Raw genomic sequence first — 20211 nt, forward strand, 5'->3', positions numbered from 1 at the left:
GCTAGTGTGTGCTGTGTTTGTAATGAAAAACGGGCAGCCCGAGCTTCAGACGCAGCGCCAGCATGCGGGCCGTAAAGCCAAACAGCAGCGTCGAGATGACCACCACGTCATGGTTCGAAACGTAATGCTGTAGAGCGATATAAAGCACCGCTGCCGCAAAGGAGATGCCGGCATACAGCTCTTTTTGAAAGACCAGGGGGATGCGTTTGCAGAACATATCGCGCAGCACACCACCGAATACGCCCGTGACCACGGCAGCAATGGTGGCGATAACCGGTCCTTCCCCCATATCGAGCGCGATTTGCGCACCGATAATCGAAAAGACGATCAGCCCCAGCGCATCAAGCACCAGGAACAGGCGGCGAAGATGGGGCATAACTGGCGCCACGATGGTGGTTAACACGGCAGCCGTCGCCACGATAATCACGTACTCAGGGTGTTTAACCCAGCCAAGCGGGTAATGGCCAAGCAGGATATCGCGCACGGAACCGCCGCCCAGTGCGGTCGCGGTAGCAATAATGATTACGCCGAAGGTGTCCATACGGCGACGTCCGGCGGCAAGTGCGCCGGTCATGGCTTCTGCGGTGATGCCAATAAGATAAAGGATGTGAAGCAGCATATACCCTCCGGTGTGAACGCGGGGAGGTTAGCGATTTGTGCGCAAGATCACGATTGAGATTTTCTAAGGCGAGTCAGTTTGCCCTATAAATTTTCATCACGTTATATTGGGCAGGCTTGATGAAAGGCGGTAAGGCGCAAAAATGAGCGTTGAGATGGATTAGAAATAGTAATGGGTGGCGCAGTCGACACCACCCGAAAGGCATTACTCGATATTCTGAATCTGCTCGCGCATCTGCTCAATCAGCACTTTCAGCTCAATCGCTGAATTCGTCACTTCTGCATTGATCGACTTAGACGCCAGGGTGTTCGACTCGCGGTTGAACTCCTGCATCATAAAGTCCAGACGGCGGCCCACAGCTTCTTTCTTCTTCAGAATGTTGTAGGTTTCTTTAACGTGCGCTTCCAGACGGTCCAGCTCTTCAGCGACATCAATACGCTGCGCCATCAGCACCAGCTCTTGTTCCAGACGGGTGTTTTCCAGCTGAACTTCCGCTTCTTCCAGTTTGGCGACAAGACGCTCGCGCTGCCATTGCAGCACTTCTGGCATATGGGTGCGGACTTTGGCAACTTCGGTGCTCACGCCTTCAAGGCGCTGCTCAATCATCGCTTTCAGCGCCTGACCTTCGGTTTCGCGGGCAACGATAAAGTCGTCCAGCGTGCCGTCGAGGGCTGCCAGGATTTCAGCGGCAATGGCATCCAGATCCTGCTCACCGGCGGCCATGACGCCAGGCCAGCGCAGAATATCAACCGGGTTGATTTCGCCTTCATCGCTCTGCATTTTGACCCAGTTCGCCGCGTTCACGAGCTGTTTCGCCAGTTTTTCGTTGAGGATGAGTTCGCCCTGTGCGCTGGCATCAGGCTCAAAGCGCAGGTTACATTCCACTTTCCCGCGCGTCAGACGATTACGGATACGCTCACGTACGACAGGCTCAAGGCTGCGGAACTGCTCCGGCATACGGAAATACGTTTCCAGGTAACGCTGGTTTACCGAGCGCATTTCCCATGTGGCGCTGCCCCAGCTACCCTTGATTTCACGCCGGGCGTAGGCGGTCATACTGCGGATCATAGACATTCCCGTTTTTAAAGGAGAGATGGGGGGATTATAGCTTTCGGGGGCTTCTCAGGATAGGAATAAGCGTCCTTTATCCGTATAATGCGCAGCCACATTCGTTTCAAGCCGGAGAATCCATCATGCGTCCATCAGGCCGTAGCGCCAATCAGGTGCGTCCCGTCACCCTGACCCGTAACTATACAAAACACGCTGAAGGCTCCGTGCTGGTTGAGTTTGGTGACACTAAAGTGCTGTGCACCGCCTCCATCGAAGAAGGCGTTCCGCGCTTCCTGAAAGGTCAGGGCCAGGGCTGGATCACCGCTGAGTACGGCATGCTGCCGCGTGCGACCCATACCCGTAATGCCCGTGAAGCGGCAAAGGGCAAGCAGGGCGGTCGTACCATGGAGATTCAGCGCCTGATCGCGCGTGCGCTGCGTGCCGCCGTTGACCTGAAAATCCTCGGCGAATTCACCATCACGCTGGACTGCGACGTGATTCAGGCAGACGGCGGTACGCGTACCGCATCCATTACCGGTGCCTGCGTAGCGCTGGCCGATGCCCTGAACAAGCTGGTTGCGGCCGGTAAGCTGAAAACCAACCCAATGAAAGGTATGGTTGCGGCGGTTTCTGTCGGTATCGTTAACGGCGAAGCGCTTTGCGATCTGGAATACGTTGAAGATTCCGCAGCCGAAACCGACATGAACGTGGTGATGACCGAAGACGGTCGCATCATTGAGGTGCAGGGCACGGCGGAAGGTGAGCCGTTCACCCACGAAGAACTTCTCTCCCTGCTGGCGTTGGCCCGAGGGGGCATCGAATCCATTGTAACGACGCAGAAAGCGGCGTTAGAAAATTGATTTTAAAGGCGACCAATGAGTCGCCTTTTTTTTGCCTGTAAGACAGAAAAACCAAAGGAGCAAATCCATGAAATCGTATCAGCGCCAGTTTATTGAGTTTGCGCTTAACAAGCAGGTACTTAAGTTTGGCGAATTTACGCTGAAATCCGGGCGTAAGAGCCCCTATTTCTTCAACGCCGGGCTGTTTAATACCGGGCGCGATCTGGCATTGTTAGGCCGTTTCTATGCCGAAGCGCTGGTGGATTCCGGGATTGATTTTGACCTGCTGTTTGGCCCGGCCTATAAAGGCATTCCGATTGCGACCACCACCGCGGTGGCGCTGGCGGAACACCATGACCGCGACGTGCCGTACTGCTTTAACCGCAAAGAGGCCAAAACCCACGGTGAAGGCGGGAATCTGGTCGGCAGCGCGCTGCAGGGCCGCGTCATGCTGGTCGACGATGTGATCACCGCGGGTACGGCGATCCGCGAATCGATGGAGATTATCCAGGCCAACGGTGCGACGCTTGCTGGCGTGCTGATTTCTCTGGATCGTCAGGAGCGTGGTCGCGGTGAAATTTCCGCTATTCAGGAAGTCGAGCGCGATTACAGTTGCAAAGTGACGTCGATTATCACCCTGAAAGACCTGATTGCGTATCTGGAAGAGAAGCCTGAGATGGCGGACCATCTGGCGGCGGTACGTGCGTACCGGGAAGAGTTCGGAGTGTAGTTAAATTGCCCGGTGGCGCGACGCTTACCGGGCCTGCGCATTTCGTAGGCCGGATAAGGCGAAGCCGCCATCCGGCAACGATGTTACTGCAACTGAGCGGCCACTAACGGCCAGCGGGCATCAAAATCGTCCGTTGGACAGTATTTGAACTCGCTGCGCACAAAGCGGGAGAGCATCCCTTCACAAAACGCCAGAATCTGGCTTGCCAGCAGCGTTTCATCAATGCTGTAACCTTCCCCTTCACGCATTTTCTTTTCGCGCAGTACCTGGCGCAGCTGCGCTTCAATACGTTCGAAAAGCTGGTTAATGCGGCCCTGCAGTCTGTCCTGCTCAAACATCAGCGCGTGGCCGGTGAGGATACGGGTTAAGCCCGGATTGCGTTCACCGAAGCCCAGGATTAACAGCACAATCAGACGCAGACGCGCGGTGGTGTCTTTTTCGTCTTTCAGAATCAGGTTGATGCGCGTGATCAGGCTGTCTTCAATAAACTCGATCAGGCTGTCGAACATCCGGGTCTTGCTCGGAAAATGACGGTACAGCGCCGCCTCAGACACGCCCACAGAGGCGGCCAGTTTAGCGGTGGTGATGCGTTGACTGCCATCGCTGGATTCAAGCATCAGAGCCAGAGATTGAAGTATTTCTTCGCGACGATTCCTTTTCGCGGTTTGTTTTTCTGCCATGTTACAAAATACCCCTGAAAATAAGCACTTGCCAGGCTGGCATCCACACAGCGACCGCAAACTGGCGTTTGCGGTTTGTTATTGCATTATGACGCTGTGAGATACGTGTCTTTCGGGCCGTTATTTGCGCCCGGAATGGCCGAAGCCGCCTTCGCCACGGTCGGTGGCGTCAAAGTCTGCCACCAGGTTAAATTCTGCCTGTACCACCGGTACAAAGACCATCTGTGCGATACGCTCGCCCGGTTCAATGGTGAAGCTGTCCTGACCACGGTTCCAGACGGAGACCATCAGCTGACCCTGGTAGTCGGAGTCGATCAGGCCGACCAGGTTACCCAGCACAACGCCGTGCTTATGGCCCAGGCCAGAACGCGGCAGTATCACCGCTGCCAGCGACGGGTCAGCAATGTGAATTGCCAGGCCAGTTGGAACCAGGGTAGTGGCACCCGGAGCCAGTTCTACGGCGTCATCGAGACAGGCGCGCAGGTCAAGACCGGCAGAGCCGGAGGTGGCATAGGTTGGCAGCGGGAATTGCTCGCCAACACGCGGGTCCAGAATCTTAACGTCGATTTTTTTCATCATAACGGGTAACGATCTCGTCGAGTAATTGTTGGCCCAGGAGTTCCTTGCGCTCAAGCGGTAAGACTTTATCTCCATCCTGCCAGAAAAGGTGCAGTGCGTTGCTGTCGCTGTTAAATCCTTGTGTGGCCAGCGATACGTCGTTCGCGCAAATCAAATCGAGGTTTTTGCGGGTACGTTTTTGCCGGGCATATTCTTCCACATTATTCGTTTCTGCGGCAAACCCAACAACGTATGGACGATGGCTTTTTAGTGCGGCGACACCGGCAACAATGTCCGGGTTTTTCACCATTTTTAGTGTTAATTCATCGCCTTGCTTTTTAATTTTAGCCTCAGCGATCGTCTCGGCACGATAGTCTGCGACGGCCGCACAGCCGATAAAAATCTGCTGGCTTTGCGCATGTGCCTGCACGGCGGCTTCCATCTCCAGCGCGGTGGTAACGTCAATTCGCTTCACAAACGCAGGGGTAGGCAGCGATACCGGGCCGCTCACCAGCGTGACGTGCGCGCCACGCCTTGCGGCGGCGGCGGCAATCGCAAAGCCCATTTTGCCGGAGCTGTGGTTGGTGATGTAGCGCACCGGATCCAGCGGCTCGCGCGTCGGGCCCGCGGTAATCATGATGTTGAGATGTTGCAGATCGTTGACAGGCGAAAAATGGGCTGCGGCCATATCAACAATCGTCAGCGGGTCAAGCATGCGACCCGGGCCAACATCGCCGCAGGCCTGGCTGCCGCTGTCCGGACCCCAGATAAGCAGGCCGCGTGAAGCCAGCGTCTCGAGATTGTGCTGGGTGGCCGCGTTACGGTACATCTGCTGGTTCATGGCAGGAACGACGGCAACAGGCGCAGGCGTGGCCAGACAAATGGTAGAGACCAGGTCGTTTGTCATACCGGCCGCCACCCGAGCGATTAAATCAGCCGTGGCGGGGGCGAGGATAACCAGGTCAGCCCATTTACCCAGCTCAATATGGCCCATCGCGGCTTCGGCGGCCGGATCGAGCAGGCTGTCAGATACCGGGTATCCTGAAACGGCCTGCAGGCTCAGGGGGGTGATAAAGGCTTTACCGCCTTCGGTTATCGCGACCCGCACATCTGCCCCGCGCTCGCGAAGACGACGCACCAGCTCCGGCGCTTTGTAGGCAGCAATGCCGCCGCTCACGCCAAGAACGATTTTTTTACCGGCCAGGCTCATCATGATTCTTTCCTGTTGGGTTTCACCAGAGAGCGGGCATTTTATCACAATCCCCAAAGCGGGGTGATTTTGTCCTTCGACCACTTTGCGAGGCGCTACGCAAGAACGCAATGTGGCCGTCGAGCGACGAGTTGGCCTGTGGCAGCATAAGGTTAAAAAAGGGAGAAAGAGCATGGAAGAAGAGGATGAGCTGCTGCTGCCACGCGAAAAACTGCTGCGCTATGGCGTCACCCTGTTAAAAGACGATGAACTGCTGGCGCTCTTTTTACGTACCGGCACGCCAGGAAAGACGGTATTTACGCTGGCAAAAGAGCTGATAGCACATTTCGGTTCGCTGTACGGTTTACTGACCGCCGATCTGTCGCAGTTTAAGCACGTTGAGGGGATCGGCGTGGCGAAATATGCCCAGTTGAGGGGCATTGCTGAACTTGCCCGCCGTTTTTACAATGTCCGCATGGAGAAGGAAGAGCCGATCCTGACGCCCGCGATGACGCGCGAATTCCTGCAAAGCCAGTTAACCGATATTGAACGCGAGATCTTTATGGTGATCTTTGTCGATAACAGAAATCGGGTGCTGAAACATAGCTGTCTCTTTGCGGGCACGTTGAGCCACGTTGAGGTGCATCCGCGAGAAATTGTGCGGGAAGCGATAAAAGTGAATGCAGCGGGCGTGATCCTCGCGCATAATCACCCCTCTGGCTGTGCAGAACCGAGCAGAGCGGACAAAGAAATCACCGAACGCATTATCAAATGCTGTCAATTCATGGACATTCGTGTGCTGGACCATCTGATAATTGGCCGCGGTGAGTACATTTCTTTCGCAGAACATGGCTGGATTTAGGCTATTTCTCGCGATCCATCGGGATCTTTGTCTGTTCGGGACTTGAGCACACCGCCGAGTCAGCGTATACTACGCCACCTTTGAGAATCTCGGGTTTGGCATTTGGGCCTGGCAATCGAGAGTTCACTTAGAACTATGCGATGACCGGGCTGTAAAGCCTGACGAGGCGCCGATACCCCATACGAAGCTCGAGCTAATTTGATTTTTGGAGAATAGACATGTCCCGAGTCTGCCAAGTTACTGGCAAGCGTCCGGTGACCGGTAACAACCGTTCCCACGCACTGAACGCGACTAAACGCCGTTTCCTGCCGAACCTGCACTCTCACCGTTTCTGGGTTGAGAGCGAGAAGCGTTTTGTCACCCTGCGCGTATCTGCTAAAGGTATGCGTGTAATCGATAAGAAAGGCATCGATACAGTTCTGTCCGAACTGCGTGCCCGTGGCGAAAAGTACTAAGTACTTAAAGAGGAAATAAATCATGGCTAAAGGTATTCGCGAGAAAATCAAGCTGGTTTCTTCTGCTGGTACAGGTCACTTCTACACCACCACGAAGAACAAACGTACTAAGCCGGAAAAACTGGAACTGAAAAAATTCGATCCAGTTGTACGCCAGCACGTACTGTACAAAGAAGCTAAAATCAAATAATTTTAGTCTCCTTGTATCGAAAAACCCCGCAACTGCGGGGTTTTTTGCATTCTGCATCTCAACGGAGGAACCATGCCTGAATTACCTGAGGTAGAAACCAGCCGTCGCGGCATTGAGCCCCATCTGGTCGGCGCGACGATTCTTCACGCGGTGGTCCGCAATGGACGTCTGCGCTGGCCGGTGTCCGATGAGATCCATGCCCTGAGCGATAAACCCGTCCTTAGCGTACAGCGTCGCGCGAAATACCTGCTGCTGGAGCTGCCCGACGGCTGGATTATTATCCACCTGGGGATGTCCGGGAGCCTGCGCATTCTTACCGAAGAACTGCCTGCTGAAAAGCACGACCACGTCGATCTGGTGATGAGCAACGGCAAAGTGCTCCGTTACACCGACCCACGGCGCTTTGGCGCGTGGCTGTGGACGAAGGAGCTGGAAGGACATAACGTGCTGGCACATCTGGGCCCGGAACCGCTTTCAGACGCGTTTAATGCGGAATACCTCAAGGCGAAGTGTGCGAAGAAGAAAAGCCCGATTAAGCCCTGGCTGATGGATAACAAGCTGGTGGTCGGCGTGGGGAATATCTATGCCAGCGAATCGCTGTTCGCGGCCGGGATCCATCCCGATCGGCTGGCCTCTTCGCTGTCTGCGCAGGAGTGTGAGCTGCTGGTCCGGGTCATTAAGGCGGTACTGCTGCGCTCTATTGAGCAGGGCGGGACAACGTTGAAGGACTTCCTGCAGAGTGACGGCAAGCCGGGCTATTTTGCCCAGGAGCTTCAGGTGTATGGCCGTAAAGGCGAACCGTGCAGAGTCTGCGGCACGCCCGTTATTGCCACGAAGCACGCCCAGCGCGCCACGTTCTACTGCCGTCAGTGCCAGAAATAGGGTTACTTTAGCTTTTCCATCAATGCCTGGTGGACGTTCGTCGGCAGGAAATGGGTGACGTCGCCGTGATGACGCGCCACCTCTTTTACCAGCGTAGAAGAGATAAACGACCACTCTTTGGAGGGCATCAGGAACACGCTCTCCAGCTCCGGCATCAGGTGGCGGTTCATGTGCGCCAGCTGCATCTCATACTCGAAGTCTGCCACCGCGCGTAAACCACGGATCAGAATGTTTGCCTGCTGAGCGCGGGCGAAGTTAGCCATCAGGTCGCTAAACCCGACCACCTCAACGTTCGGCAGGTGCGAAATGGCATCGGTGGCGAGCTTTACGCGCTCGTTGAGGTCAAACATCGGCTTTTTACTGGGGCTGGCGGCTATGGCCAGGATCACCTTGTCGAACATGCACGCCGCACGGGTGATGATATCAAGATGACCGTTGGTGATCGGATCGAAGGTACCCGGATAAATCGCTTTTGTGCTCATGGCTCACGTTTTCTCTGAGTAGCCGCGGCAGAGCGCCCACAGCTCGGTGTATTTGTTGAAAGTATACTGGGCATTTACTACCGCGAGTAACCAGCCCTGTTTGCCGTCCAGTACGCCACCACGCAGCAGCAGCGTTTTCAGGAACGCGCCCAGCGTGTGGGTGAAGATACCCGTCAGCGAGGCTTTCTTGCCGCGCTGGTGACGCTCCTGCGCCCATGCGGTGGCATAGTTGAGCTGTTTACGCTGGAAGCTGGCGAAATCCCGACAGGTCAGGTGCAACAGGTCGCCCGTCAGGGGGATCACCTGGGCGCTATCGCAGCTCAGGGATTCATGGACCAGATTGTCGTTGTACTGATACTGCTCGCGCTCGTAGAGGCGCATCACGCGATCGGGATACCAGCCGCTGTGGCGCATAAAACGGCCAAGGAAGTAGTTGCGGCGGGCAATGCTGTATACGGCACCAGGCTGGGGCGAGGAAAGCACCGCCTGAATGGCCTGCTGAAGTTCTGGCGTAATGCGCTCGTCAGTATCGAGCATCAGGACATAATCACCTGTGGCATACCCCTGCGCGCGCTGGCGCTGGATGCCATAGCCCTGCCAGTCAGCGTCGACAAAGACTTTTGCGCCCGCTGCCCGGGCAACGTCCACCGTGTTGTCCGTACTTCCGGAGTCAAGAATGACTATCTCGTCAGCCCAGGCAACCGACGCCAGGCAATCCGGAAGCAGGTCGGCGGCGTTTTTGGCGATCATCACGACCGACAGACGCGTTGACATTAGTGGCTCCGCTGGGGCAGATAAGGTTGCAGAAGCTGCAGCAGACGGGTCAGTGCGCCCTGGTTCTGGTGCAGCACTTCGACGGCATGACGCCCGTACCACAGGCGATAATCTTCGTCAGTCAGAAGGGTCGATACCTCTTTGACCACCGAATCCGCATCGGTCACGGTAATTAAACCATCGGCCTGCTGTAATTTCGCGCAGATATCTTTGAAGTTAAACGTGTGCGGCCCCATCAGCACCGGAATGGCGTGGGCTGCAGGCTCCAGCGGGTTATGACCGCCGCGCTCGACCAGGCTGCCACCGACAAACGCGAGGTCAGCAATGCCGTACAGCAGCATCAGTTCGCCCATCGTATCGCCAATCACCACCTGGGTGCTGCCGGAAGGGATTTCACCGCTGCTGCGAAGGGTATAGCTGAAGCCACCTTTTTGCACCATGTCGCGGGCATCTTTAAAACGCTCCGGATGACGAGGCACGAGGATCAGCAGTAAATCAGGGAATTTTTCCAGCAGCTTGCGGTGAGCCTGCAGGATGATCTCTTCTTCGCCATCATGAGTACTGGTTGCAATCCAGACCTGACGACGTGGGGCCCACTGCCGACGCAGTGTGATCGCACGGGCGGCGAGCTCAGGGGTAACGGAAATATCAAATTTCAGGCTGCCCGTTACCGCAAGCTGGTTGCGTTTCAGGCCCAGCGCGATAAAGCGCGCCGCGTCCTCTTCGTTCTGCGCGGCAATCAGCGTGATCCTGCTGAGCAGGCGGCGCATAAATTTACCCAGCTTGCCGTAACCTTTCGCCGAGCGCTCTGACAGGCGCGCGTTGGCAATCACCAGCGGAATTTTACGGGCATGCAGGGCGGAAATCATGTTCGGCCACAGTTCGGTTTCCATCACGATCACCAGCTTCGGGCGCACGGTGTTGAGGAAGCGATTCATGGCGCAGGGCAGATCGTAAGGAAGATAGACGTGCTGCACGTCTTTACCGAAAGCGGATAACGCGCGCTCGGAGCCGGTCGGCGTCATCGTCGTGACGGTGATCGGCAGCGATGGGTAACGGTGACGCAGGGCGCGAACCAGCGGGATCGCCGCCAGCGTTTCACCGACAGAAACGGAATGCAGCAAAATACCGTCCGGTACGACTTTATTGCGGCAGAAGCCATAGCGTTCAGCCCAGCGTTTACGATACGCAGGCGCTTTCCGGCTACGAAGCAACAGTCTCAGCCACACCAGTGGCTGAATGATGTAGAGCAGAGCGGTATACAACAATTCCAAGCGATTATCCGTTTTTTTAGTTTCGGCGGGCAAATTCTAAGCATTTAGGCCAGGTAAAGCTATCTCTTATGCCAGATACCGTTTCAAACGGAAATAACGTCGACCCAGCCGCCAGCGCAGACGCGGACTTTTTGCACTTTTCCAGATGAGTTTCCAGATGCCTGTGTCGAAGAACTCTTTAATAATCATTGATTTCTTCTTCTCATCCTTCATGTTGTCGAAGGTGTGAATAATTCCCAGCCCCTCTTTGGCAATTTGCCAGTGGCAGGCAGGGATCCCTTTCACTTTATCCGGGTAACGCTGATTGATGGCATCGAGCAGCTGCAGGATTTTCATGTAGTGGCGCGCCGAGCGAATCAGCGTGTCGTCATTGTCCGGCATATGGGACACCGATGCGGAGTGAATGTAGTAGTCGTAATAACGCTCACTGGTGTACTGCACCCGCTCTGCCGCGAGCAGGACTTCGGTGGTCCACGGGATATCCTGATGGCGCAGACCGGGTTCGAAATGGAAATTGTGTTTACGGATAAAGTCGTGGCGATAGATGTTCAACCAGGTGACGTGAAGGAACTTACGCGAATCCAGCGCCATTTTTAACCACGCCGGGCCAGCCATGACCCCTGTCGAAGCCAGTTTGTCTTCTGGGAAGATCGGGCGTGAGGGCTTCTTGTTGTTCTCCCAGACGTAGTTCCCGTTACAGGTGGCGACATCCAGATCCTGCGTGACGGCCATCTCCAGCAGGCGCTGGTACATGCCGGGTTTAAAGACATCATCAATATCCGGGAAAGAGAGATATTGACCCGTCGCAACGGCCAGACCGGTGTTACGCGCGATGGATACGCCCTGGTTTTGCTGTTCTATGACCTGCAGCTGCGGCAGTTTTTCTCGCCAGTTTTCGACGATCTCCATCGAGCGGTCAGTAGAGCCGTCATTGACAATAATGACTTCCATGCTGTCGATGCGTTGATTCACAAGGCAGGTAAAGAACTGATCCAGGAAAGCTTCACCGTTATAAACGGCAACCACCACGCTCAACAATGGGGCTGAATTTTGCATAAGAAACCTGATTATTTTTGATTGTCGACCAGAGCAATATATTGCTGGCAAATGGCGCTGATACCGAACGATGCGATGGTTGCATCGCCAACGACCGGCGGGGCGGTATAAATATCCGCCAGCGTTTTTGCCAGTGACGCGTCATTTAACTCTGCCAGCCCGCGCGCTAAGGCTCCGGTAAGGATTTCGGCGGGGCCACCGGGGCAATTTGTACTGACCGGTGGCGTCTGGCAGATAATGGCTTCAACCAGCACATTACCAAAACCTTCGCAGTCAGAACTTAACACTAAAAGGCGTGCCCCTTTAATCCACGGATAGGGATTGGAATCAAACGGGCGGAAAACCGTTTTGTTTTCAATACCCAGCTCGGCAGCAAGCTGCTTGAGCTTTTGAATTTGCGCTTCGGATCCATTGCCCATCATGACCAGCGTTGTGTCAATTTTACTCAGGGCGAACGCACGTAAGAGACGGTCGTGGCGTTTGTGCTCATGGAAGCGGCCAACATGAATAATATAATCCTTTCCCTGCATCTCGAAGGGAGCATCCGCCAGACGCTGAATTTCAGGAATATCGAAAGGATTGTGGATAACCGCTTTGCGTCGAAGATTGAGTGCCAGCGTCTCGGAAAGATCTTTCAACACGGCGCCTGAGACGGCGACAACGTTTCGGTTTTCGTAGGTATGACGAATTTTAAGGTGTTTAAACCAGCGTGAAAGTCCGCTGCGATGGCGAAGATAGGAGAACGAGAACATGCCGTGCACGCAGAACCAGACTTTGTCACGTTCCAGCGCGCGGCAGTGCGCCACAATGCGGTCGGTTTTGTGCAAATGAGAGAAAACCACATCAAATTTGCCGCTGCGCTCAGCCCGTTCAATCGCCTGATCCAGCAATTGGGCACGGCGTGGGATCTCCGTCAGCTTTCGCCACGGTTTTTTACATGTGTCCTGAACAACCTGATAATCAATGCCTTCCGGGATGGCGTAGTCGCACACTTTCCGCAGAGAGAATAGAGAGACCTGATGCCCCATTTCTATTAGCCCGCGGGAGAGTGTAAGAACCGTTTTTTCAGCTCCTCCACCGGGTAAACCATCAATAATCATTAGGATGCGCATTTTTAATCCAGTAATTTTTGATAAAGCGTAATAAGCTGACTTGACAGTTTTTCGGGAGTGGCGTCTTTTACACGTTCACGTGCCGCTCGTCCCATGTTGTTATTTTTTTCCAGAGAAGGGATGGCTGCTACCGCTTCCTTCAATGTACTGATATCAAGTGCGTCACAAAAAAATCCGTTCTGGCCTTGTTGAATAAATTCTGCACCACCGCAACTCTCTGAAGTAATGACGGGTAAGCCGCAGGCCATCGCTTCAAGAATGACGTTAGGAAAGGGATCATACAGCGTTGGCAACAGTAAACCATCGGATAGCTGATAAAAAGGCAGAGTTTCTTTTTGCACCCCCAGGAAACGGATTTGCCCCTCGCAGCCTAACGAACGGGCGAGGTCGCGATAACGACTTTCTGCTTTATCTTGTCCAACCACAATCAGCCACGCTGATGTTCCCGCGATAGCGCGTATGGCGCTGGCCAATCCTTTTCGTTCAAACCCTGAGCCGACAAAACAGAACACAACGGCATCGGCTGGCAAACCAAATTGTTGGCGCAAAATCGCACGCTGTGACTCCTGGGCCGGAATGAAGCGGCTGGAATCAATAGAATTATAAATCACATGAATTTTATTTGCGTCAATATCAAAGTCTTCAACGATTTCGCGTTTGATCATCTCCGCATTACAAATTACGGCTCTTAACTCAGGCGCCTGATACATTTCCCGTTCCGCACGCATCACGTAGCGGTGATAGCGGTCATACATCAGCATTTGCGCACGCCAGGCAGGTAAAATGCGCGCGCGCTGCAGTAGCCAGCGGTGATGCACTCCATCACCCGCACGATAGATATCACAACCCGGGATGCGCTCATGGCTTTGAACAATATCAAACTGCTGTTGCTGCCATAGCGCGCGGGCGGCCTGTGCAAATCCGCGCTCACGACTGATGCGACCCCATTTTTGAGGGTTGCAAATGTGAATATGCCAGTCGTCTTGCTTCTCTCCCTGCCACTCACGCGTGATGACGTTGAGTTCAAGGTTCTGATTGCTCAGCGCGGTGAGGGCGCGCGAAACGAAGCGTTCTGCTCCGCCATCAGGGCGATACTTTTGGCGAACAATGGCCAGGCGATGGGGTTTCATGACAGATATCTCCTTGCGGCGGAGACGACAGCATCAACGGGAATGGCGTCGAGATAGCGTTCTTTCGTTTTGGTATCAATGGCATCCGGATCGGGGAGCGGACCGTAATCGCCGGCCCAGATCACTTCCCCTTTAACCTGCCATGGAGACCAGAACGTCAGTTTAGAAGGACCAAACAGCGCCACGCAGGGCGTTTGCAGCGCGGCGGCCATATGCATCGGCACGGAGTCGACACCAATAAACAGAGAGGCGTGATCGATAAGCGACGCCAGTTGGCGCAGCGTCAACTGGCCCGCGAGCGAAACGACACCGGTCTTCGGTGCGGCAGCGAGAATGCGATCGATCATCGCCAGCTCTTTTTTATCCGGGCCCGCGGTGAGTACAACCGTATGACCATCCTGCTGCAGTGCAGTAATGGTTTGCGCCATTTTGTCTTCGCTCCAGCATTTAAAGAACCAGCGGGACGTCGGCTGGATCACGATATAGCGCTCGCCCACACCCGCCTGCGTCAATCTTTGACGGGCATAATCCCAGTCGTCTGCGGTGTAGGCCATGGTGACGGCAGGCTGCGGCGCGACCGGTAATGGCTTCAAAATGGAGAGATTCTGCTCGACCGTATGCAGGGATTTGTGGCCGTCGACAGAGACCAGATCGGTATGACAAAAACGCCATAATGCACTTTTGCGTTTGTTAAACGCGAATCCGAGGCGAACGGGTGCGCCGGTAAAACGGGTGACGATAGCGCTACGCCATTGATCGGCAAGGTTAATGACCAGATGATAATGCTGATTTCTTAACGCGCACAGCAGCTGCCACTCTTTTTGAAGATGCTTCAGCGTGCCCAGCTGCTTCCATTTACGATCGATTCCATAAATTGTACCGATCGCCGGATGCGCGGCGAGCATATCGCGCGTTTCTTCATACAGCAGGACATCAATCTGCGCCTGCGGCCATTTTTGACGTAACGAATCAATGACGGGAGTGGTCAGCAACATGTCGCCATGATGGCGGAGTTTGATAAGTAAAATGCGCAAATCAGGCGTGTCAGGTAAGTTATTCATCATCATCTTATCGGCGTTGTACTGATGGCAATTCTAATAGACCTGATAGCGACTTGCACTCTTTCTCCATAATCTCAGGAATTTCCCTGGAAGGGTTTACTCATGCTTTGGAGAGTGCGTAACATAGCGCTAACTTTCCTGTCTTGCGGACTCATTATGAACAAACCAGCGTTTATCATCACGATTGATACTGAGGGCGATAATCTCTGGCAAAATCACCGCGTCATTAAAACGGAAAACGCGCGCTATCTGGCGCGGTTCCAGACGCTTTGTGAGCGTTTCGGTTTTAAGCCCGTGTGGCTGACCAATTACGAGATGGCGATCGAACCCGTTTTCATTGAATTCGCCAGGGACGCGATCGCCCGCGGTCAGGGGGAGGTGGGAATGCACCTTCACGCATGGAATAGCCCACCGGAACACGATCTCACGGGAGACGACTGGCGCTGGCAGCCTTATTTGATTGAATTTTCGGATGAGGTGATGCGCGAGAAAGTGCTGTTCATGACCCGCCTGCTGGAAGAGACATTCCAGACCAAAATGTTAAGCCACCGTGCCGGACGTTGGGCATTTGACAGTCGCTACGCAAAATTGCTCGTTGAACTGGGTTACCAGGTTGATTGCTCCGTGACGCCGCGGGTGAACTGGCGCAATGCGAAAGGTGCGCCGCAGGGTAATGGCGGAACGAATTACCAGCATTTCCCCGACCACGCCTATTTTATGGATTTAGATAATATTTCCCGGGCGGGCAATAGCCCATTACTCGAAGTGCCAATGAGCATTCAGTATAAACACCCGGCCTGGTTGAACACGATCAAACAGGGTTACGACAGGCTTCGCGGAAAATACCGCTCACCCTCGGTCAACTGGCTAAGACCGTCCCGGGGGAATGCGGCGCAGATGATTCAGGTCGCACAGCAATGCCTGTCTCAGGGAAGTGAGTACGTGGAGTTTATGCTTCATTCGTCGGAATTTATGCCTGGTGGAAGCCCCACGTTCAAAGATGAGGCGGCGATCGAAGGGCTGTATCAGGATTTAGAAACGCTCTTTAGCTGGTTATCCGATAAGGCGGTGGGGATGACGCTGGCGGAGTTTTATTCCCATAAAAAAAGCGCCGGGTAATCGGCGCTGTAAGATTTATTTTTTCAGCAGCGTTTTAACGGGGGTGCTGAAAATAATGGCGAAAGGCAGCCAGAATAGTACCCAATATTCCCGTGGGTTACTGATAATAAACATACCCTGGGTGATATAGAACATCAGCGCGAAGACAAGGACAGCGATCTCGGCCTTATGGTCGGCCGCGAGGTGGCGAAGAGACTGTCTGGCGGCGTATAAAATCATACCGGCGAGTAGCAGAAGCCCCACGATCCCCCCCTTAAGGAAGGTAGCTAAATAGAGGCTGTGCGTTGTGGAAATGGTCTGGCCATAGCCGTTAATGAACTGAAGCTCCTTGTTGAAGCCCCATCCGAAAATCGCTTTCTGTTTTGCCACTTCAACAGCGTGTTGCCAGATGCCAAAACGCACGGTACCTGCACGAGAAGACTCTTCTGCTCGATTGATAAATATATCGATCGAGCCGCTAAAATAGAAAGCGAGACCGATTAATAGCAATATAGCTACCGAACCCAGCAGCAGCTTAACATTCCACTTTGGTTTACAAAGAAACGCCACTGTCGCGGCCACCACGAGTGAAAGAAATGGCCCGCGGCTTTGAGTCAAAACTAAGCAGGCCAGCAGCAACGGGACGGGAAGATAAAACCAGATGTTACGAGTTTCACGAACCAGTATCGCGCTTAATAGAATTCCTAACGCCATGTATCCACCGAGATCAATTACATTGTCAGGTGCATAAGGAAAGGCACTCGAAAGTCTGTTATTGAAAATGTTCGCTTTATCAACATAAATCAGGGTGAGTATGGCGAGTGCGACAATACCTGCATAAGCTGCGCCAATGACGAATTTTTTCTTTCCCTGCAGTTCACACTGACGGTAAAGACATATGAAAATAAATAAATAAAATGAATGTGTTAAGGCAGAGCTTACCTGAGACGACTCCGCCCAAAGATTCGAAAGTGAAAAATATATTAAAAAGGCACCGGTAATGCCCAGAGCGGGAAGAAAGGTACGGTCGTTGATAAAACGTACTCTGAATTCATTGCTGATAATTGTGGCAATGATAAATAGCCCGAGTGCAAGATGAAATAAGGTGTTTACGCGAGAAATTCCGCAAAAAATCATGCTTAAAAATACAAAAAGCGTAAAAGGATAGAACGGAATGCGTTGGTAATTAATTGAAAACATCAGTAAAATCCTTTCTGGGGAAAACAAAGTCAGGTATAGCGCTTTGAGGTGATAGATTAATAACAGTGATGTTATCTTTTTTCAAAACAGTACTTGCCAGTGTGAACGCGGGGATCACAATATTATGTACTTTGTCTCCAAGGAATGAAGGCAACATGGTGTTACCGTTTTCATAAAATCGCGGTTGGTTGAAATTATTCATATCCAGACCAGCGATGTAAATCTTATTGAATCTCAAAAAATAAATTACCTGTAGTGCCCAATACATTACGGTACCAGCATCTACCACACCGCGCCTCGCATCACGGCTAAAGGCAATGTTGGGGTGTGTATCGGAAAAGACGATCTCTGGCCTACCCGCTAATGCCTGGTGCAAATTAGCCATTTTGATAGAGGGTTTATAGGTCTCATAACAAATATCTTCGATGATGCATATTTCGCACTGGATATTTTCATATGAAAAACGGTTTATGAGCTTAACGATTCCCATTACGGTCGTAAACAAAATGACATGTTTACAGCCAATAACCTGCTTTAAAAGGGCAGTCTGACGGTCGATGAATGTCATATCGACCACAAAATAGAGGCTAAAATGCAGCTTGTTATTAAGATGCCATGCGCCGTTCACACCTGCAGTCACTATCGTGGATGACAGGTTATCAAAATTAATCTTTTTGATTGAAGGGCCGGTCGCAGCTATAAGAACCTCTCCCTCAAACCGATCCTGAAGCGAGGTAAGCGTAGTGAGGTTGATGTTCTGGCCTTTATATTTTAAATCACAAATCTCCCCGGTTTCATTGCGAGATAATTTAATAAAGGGCCACAAATTTTCATTGTGGCGCATATTTCGCTTATGCGTGTATCGGTAGATTTGTTTGGTTAGAGAGCCCATTTTACGCCTCTGGTAATGCTTTTTTATTTATGGTCGTTAATAAACTCACTATGTTATCCATATCAACGTCGTCTATAGCAAAAAGTTTTTCTTTCGGCTGGCTGAAGTAATAACGTGTTTCAAAAACGTAGGAGTTAATGTTTTCATCATTACCAATCAACAGAACGTTACCAAGAGGGCGTTGTTCATAATGGCAGCAAGGTCCAAATAACATAACTACCGGCACCCCCACTGCATCGGCAATGTAGATATTCCCCGAGTCTGACGCGATATAGCAATCCATTTTAGAAATGGCCCACGGCAGCTCTTCAAGCGAGATTTTGCCAATCAGATTAATAAAGTTGGGCAGTTCACCATAGGCGCGGGTGATATCATCCATCCACGATTGTTCATTCGGGGCGCCAAACACATAAAATTCGCAGGGCAGGTCGGCGAGACGATCGGCAATTTGCTTCCAGATGACCGGCGGAACGGTTTTCGCTTTATTCCCGGCGGCTACGCTGATGCCAATGCGGATAACGCCCGGTTTATCAAGGATTGCCGGATAGGTTGCGGGTTTAAACAGTGGCTTTGTGGCGTGCTTGGGAGAGTCTTGCCAGCTCAGAGCGCGATCGGCCAGTTTCAGATAGTTCGTGACCGACAGCGTCTTTCTACCGTGTTCAACAGTCCCGTCTGCCGTTGCATAGAAAATACCGTGATACCACCTGCGCGTGTAAGTGCTTAAAAACTGTTTGTTTTTAGCATTACACACGGAGGCAAAAAAGAGGTTCACGCTGTTAGGTTGCAGGAGATAGACATTGTCATAGCGGTTCATGATCCGGCAGGCAAAGACCAGCTTTCGCCACAGGTTACGCTTATGCTGCTCGATAAAAAAAATCTCGTCGATCGTCTCATCATGCTTCGCCAATGCACCCACGCTACGACTGACGAGCACGTCGCTTTTTTGCAGGTATGCCAGGAGGGGCGTGGCATTAACAAAATCGCCGATTTTTGCTGTCTGAATGACCAGGTTTTTACCCGTCTCTTTGCGGAACAGCTTCCGGATGAGTTTCACCGGAAAGAGTAAAATCAGCAGAAATACGTAACTCATGCGTTAGATATCCCTGTTGGAAAGCCAACGGCTGCCCTGTAAAAATGAAAAAATAGCATCTGCGCTGATATCCTTCGTTTGCTGGGTCGGGCTGACCATCTGATGCTGGTTTTTACCGTAACCCCCGATCAATCCAGGATCGGTCGGACCAAAAATCGTAATATTCGGACGATCCAGCGCCGCGGTTAAATGGCTTAAGCCAGTATCAACGGAAACAACAGCATTCGCCCCCGCCAGCTGCGCTGCGACCTGCGCCAGCGTGAGTTTCGGCAATACCTCGACGTGCGAAAAGCCTGCTGCCAGACGCTCTGCGCGCTGCCGCTCATGTTCGGCGCCCCACGGGAGTTTAATATGGATGCCGGTGGGTTGCATCAGTTCGATCAGGCTTCGCCAGTGCGTTTCCGGCCAGTGTTTATCGTCGCGCGTTGTGGCATGCAGGAAGACAAGATAAGGCTGAGCACAGGGATCTGTATTGCGCAAAAAGTGCTGCGCGATGGCGTAGTCGCCCTGGGTTTCCGGTTTCGCATAGCCCAGGCTCTTTGCAAACAGCTCGCGGGTACGTTCGACGGCGTGCTGCTGCTTTGCGATGTGGTGGCGGCGGTTATAGAACAGGCTCGCCAGCGGTTCGCGGGCGGTGTGCCAGTCCATGCCGTGCTTTACGCCGTGTGCCAGACGCGTGACCAGCGCGGCGCTTTTCACCAGCCCCTGGGCGTCGATAATCGCGTCGTAACGCTGTGCCTGCACCGCCTCGCGGAAGGCTTTGCGTTCGGCTTTAATCGGCGCGGAGAACCACGCTTTGCGCCAGCGGCGAATCGCCACCGGGATCGCGCGGTCCACCGCTTCATGCCAGGTGGGGATCTGCGCGAAGCCTTCCTCCACCACCCAGTCAAAACGAATGCCGGGAATGGCCCGCATGGCGTCCGTCAGCGACGGCAGCGTATGCAGAACATCGCCCATCGAAGAAGTTTTAACGATCAGTACCCGCATT

23 protein-coding genes are annotated in these 20211 nt (G+C 53.1%); 7 read left to right on the forward strand and 16 right to left on the reverse strand.

Going from position 1 to position 20211, the window contains the following annotated elements; translation table 11 throughout:
* Position 1: 1 nt before the first annotated feature.
* Both AC2TE5_RS00505 and AC2TE5_RS00510 read right to left on the reverse strand, forming a co-directional pair.
* The gene (locus AC2TE5_RS00505; protein WP_048980250.1) at positions 2–619 is read right to left on the reverse strand and encodes a trimeric intracellular cation channel family protein; all 618 of its coding nucleotides are present in this window, start codon (positions 617–619) and stop codon (positions 2–4) included.
* 204 nt (positions 620–823) lie between these two features.
* Entirely contained in the window at positions 824–1687 is an 864-nt protein-coding gene (locus AC2TE5_RS00510) for a YicC/YloC family endoribonuclease (RefSeq protein ID WP_063145645.1), read from the reverse strand.
* Between the two features lie 125 nt (positions 1688–1812).
* On the opposite strand from AC2TE5_RS00510, the gene rph reads away from it, so the two are divergent.
* Positions 1813–2529 carry a ribonuclease PH gene (rph, locus tag AC2TE5_RS00515; protein ID WP_010426431.1) on the forward strand — a complete coding sequence of 239 codons (717 nt, stop codon included), beginning with the start codon at positions 1813–1815 and terminating at the stop codon, positions 2527–2529.
* Between the two features lie 67 nt (positions 2530–2596).
* A complete protein-coding gene (gene pyrE / locus AC2TE5_RS00520; protein WP_010426430.1) occupies positions 2597–3238 on the forward strand; it encodes an orotate phosphoribosyltransferase in 642 nt (213 codons plus the stop codon).
* Positions 3239–3321: 83 nt separating this feature from the next.
* Here pyrE and slmA read toward each other — a convergent pair whose 3' ends face one another.
* The 3 genes from slmA to coaBC all read right to left on the reverse strand — a co-directional run bounded on the left by slmA (position 3322) and on the right by coaBC (position 5686).
* Positions 3322–3918, reverse strand: a complete 597-nt coding sequence (slmA, locus tag AC2TE5_RS00525) for a nucleoid occlusion factor SlmA (RefSeq protein WP_024906630.1) — start codon at positions 3916–3918, stop codon at positions 3322–3324.
* Positions 3919–4038: 120 nt separating this feature from the next.
* Positions 4039–4497: a dUTP diphosphatase gene (gene dut / locus AC2TE5_RS00530; protein ID WP_008502691.1), complete on the reverse strand. Its 459-nt coding sequence runs from the start codon at positions 4495–4497 to the stop codon at positions 4039–4041.
* The gene (gene coaBC, locus AC2TE5_RS00535) at positions 4475–5686 is read right to left on the reverse strand and encodes a bifunctional phosphopantothenoylcysteine decarboxylase/phosphopantothenate--cysteine ligase CoaBC (RefSeq protein WP_484613378.1); all 1212 of its coding nucleotides are present in this window, start codon (positions 5684–5686) and stop codon (positions 4475–4477) included. Before coaBC ends, dut begins: the two co-directional genes overlap by 23 nt.
* A gap of 172 nt (positions 5687–5858) precedes the next feature.
* Here coaBC and radC point away from each other — a divergent pair, with 172 nt between their 5' ends.
* The 4 genes from radC (at position 5859) to mutM (ending at position 8054) form a co-directional block, all read left to right on the forward strand.
* Positions 5859–6527, forward strand: a complete 669-nt coding sequence (radC, locus tag AC2TE5_RS00540; protein ID WP_213330103.1) for a RadC family protein — start codon at positions 5859–5861, stop codon at positions 6525–6527.
* A 218-nt stretch (positions 6528–6745) separates the two neighbouring features.
* Positions 6746–6982 carry a 50S ribosomal protein L28 gene (gene rpmB, locus AC2TE5_RS00545; RefSeq protein WP_002436699.1) on the forward strand — a complete coding sequence of 79 codons (237 nt, stop codon included), beginning with the start codon at positions 6746–6748 and terminating at the stop codon, positions 6980–6982.
* A 22-nt stretch (positions 6983–7004) separates the two neighbouring features.
* A complete protein-coding gene (rpmG, locus tag AC2TE5_RS00550) occupies positions 7005–7172 on the forward strand; it encodes a 50S ribosomal protein L33 (protein ID WP_003024094.1) in 168 nt (55 codons plus the stop codon).
* 72 nt (positions 7173–7244) lie between these two features.
* The gene (gene mutM, locus AC2TE5_RS00555; RefSeq protein ID WP_023309890.1) at positions 7245–8054 is read left to right on the forward strand and encodes a bifunctional DNA-formamidopyrimidine glycosylase/DNA-(apurinic or apyrimidinic site) lyase; all 810 of its coding nucleotides are present in this window, start codon (positions 7245–7247) and stop codon (positions 8052–8054) included.
* Between the two features lie 2 nt (positions 8055–8056).
* On the opposite strand, the gene coaD is transcribed toward mutM, so the two are convergent.
* The 7 genes from coaD to rfaQ form a co-directional block, all read right to left on the reverse strand.
* Entirely contained in the window at positions 8057–8536 is a 480-nt protein-coding gene (gene coaD / locus AC2TE5_RS00560; RefSeq protein WP_032661930.1) for a pantetheine-phosphate adenylyltransferase, read from the reverse strand.
* 3 nt (positions 8537–8539) lie between these two features.
* Entirely contained in the window at positions 8540–9310 is a 771-nt protein-coding gene (locus AC2TE5_RS00565) for a glycosyltransferase family 2 protein (RefSeq protein WP_484612477.1), read from the reverse strand.
* Positions 9310–10584, reverse strand: coding sequence for a lipid IV(A) 3-deoxy-D-manno-octulosonic acid transferase (waaA, locus tag AC2TE5_RS00570; protein WP_159515243.1), 1275 nt, complete (start codon positions 10582–10584; stop codon positions 9310–9312). The genes AC2TE5_RS00565 and waaA overlap by 1 nt, the downstream gene beginning before the upstream one ends.
* A gap of 66 nt (positions 10585–10650) precedes the next feature.
* Complete coding sequence (locus tag AC2TE5_RS00575) at positions 10651–11640, reverse strand: glycosyltransferase (protein ID WP_484612478.1); 990 nt, start codon at positions 11638–11640, stop codon at positions 10651–10653.
* An 11-nt stretch (positions 11641–11651) separates the two neighbouring features.
* The gene (locus tag AC2TE5_RS00580) at positions 11652–12752 is read right to left on the reverse strand and encodes a glycosyltransferase (RefSeq protein WP_121426023.1); all 1101 of its coding nucleotides are present in this window, start codon (positions 12750–12752) and stop codon (positions 11652–11654) included.
* A gap of 2 nt (positions 12753–12754) precedes the next feature.
* Positions 12755–13882 (reverse strand): glycosyltransferase family 4 protein, encoded by a 1128-nt coding sequence (locus AC2TE5_RS00585; RefSeq protein WP_484612479.1) that lies wholly within the window; start codon positions 13880–13882, stop codon positions 12755–12757.
* A complete protein-coding gene (rfaQ, locus tag AC2TE5_RS00590; RefSeq protein ID WP_484612480.1) occupies positions 13879–14949 on the reverse strand; it encodes a putative lipopolysaccharide heptosyltransferase III in 1071 nt (356 codons plus the stop codon). The genes AC2TE5_RS00585 and rfaQ overlap by 4 nt, the downstream gene beginning before the upstream one ends.
* 150 nt (positions 14950–15099) lie before the next feature.
* Between rfaQ and AC2TE5_RS00595 the strand changes: the two genes are divergently transcribed.
* On the forward strand, positions 15100–16062 hold the full coding sequence (locus AC2TE5_RS00595; RefSeq protein ID WP_484612481.1) for a polysaccharide deacetylase family protein: 963 nt from the start codon (positions 15100–15102) through the stop codon (positions 16060–16062).
* A gap of 15 nt (positions 16063–16077) precedes the next feature.
* Here the strand turns inward: AC2TE5_RS00595 and AC2TE5_RS00600 are convergent, their stop codons facing one another.
* The 4 genes from AC2TE5_RS00600 to rfaC are packed head-to-tail and all read right to left on the reverse strand — an operon-like array spanning position 16078 to position 20210.
* Positions 16078–17241, reverse strand: coding sequence for an O-antigen ligase family protein (locus tag AC2TE5_RS00600; protein WP_484612482.1), 1164 nt, complete (start codon positions 17239–17241; stop codon positions 16078–16080).
* Positions 17228–18085, reverse strand: a complete 858-nt coding sequence (locus tag AC2TE5_RS00605) for a sugar glycosyltransferase (RefSeq protein WP_249665973.1) — start codon at positions 18083–18085, stop codon at positions 17228–17230. The genes AC2TE5_RS00600 and AC2TE5_RS00605 overlap by 14 nt, the downstream gene beginning before the upstream one ends.
* 49 nt (positions 18086–18134) lie before the next feature.
* Complete coding sequence (locus tag AC2TE5_RS00610) at positions 18135–19223, reverse strand: glycosyltransferase family 9 protein (RefSeq protein ID WP_213330118.1); 1089 nt, start codon at positions 19221–19223, stop codon at positions 18135–18137.
* Between the two features lie 3 nt (positions 19224–19226).
* Positions 19227–20210, reverse strand: coding sequence for a lipopolysaccharide heptosyltransferase RfaC (rfaC, locus tag AC2TE5_RS00615; protein WP_213330120.1), 984 nt, complete (start codon positions 20208–20210; stop codon positions 19227–19229).
* Position 20211: the final 1 nt, after the last annotated feature.

Source organism: Enterobacter sp. N5-15 (assembly GCF_057221635.1).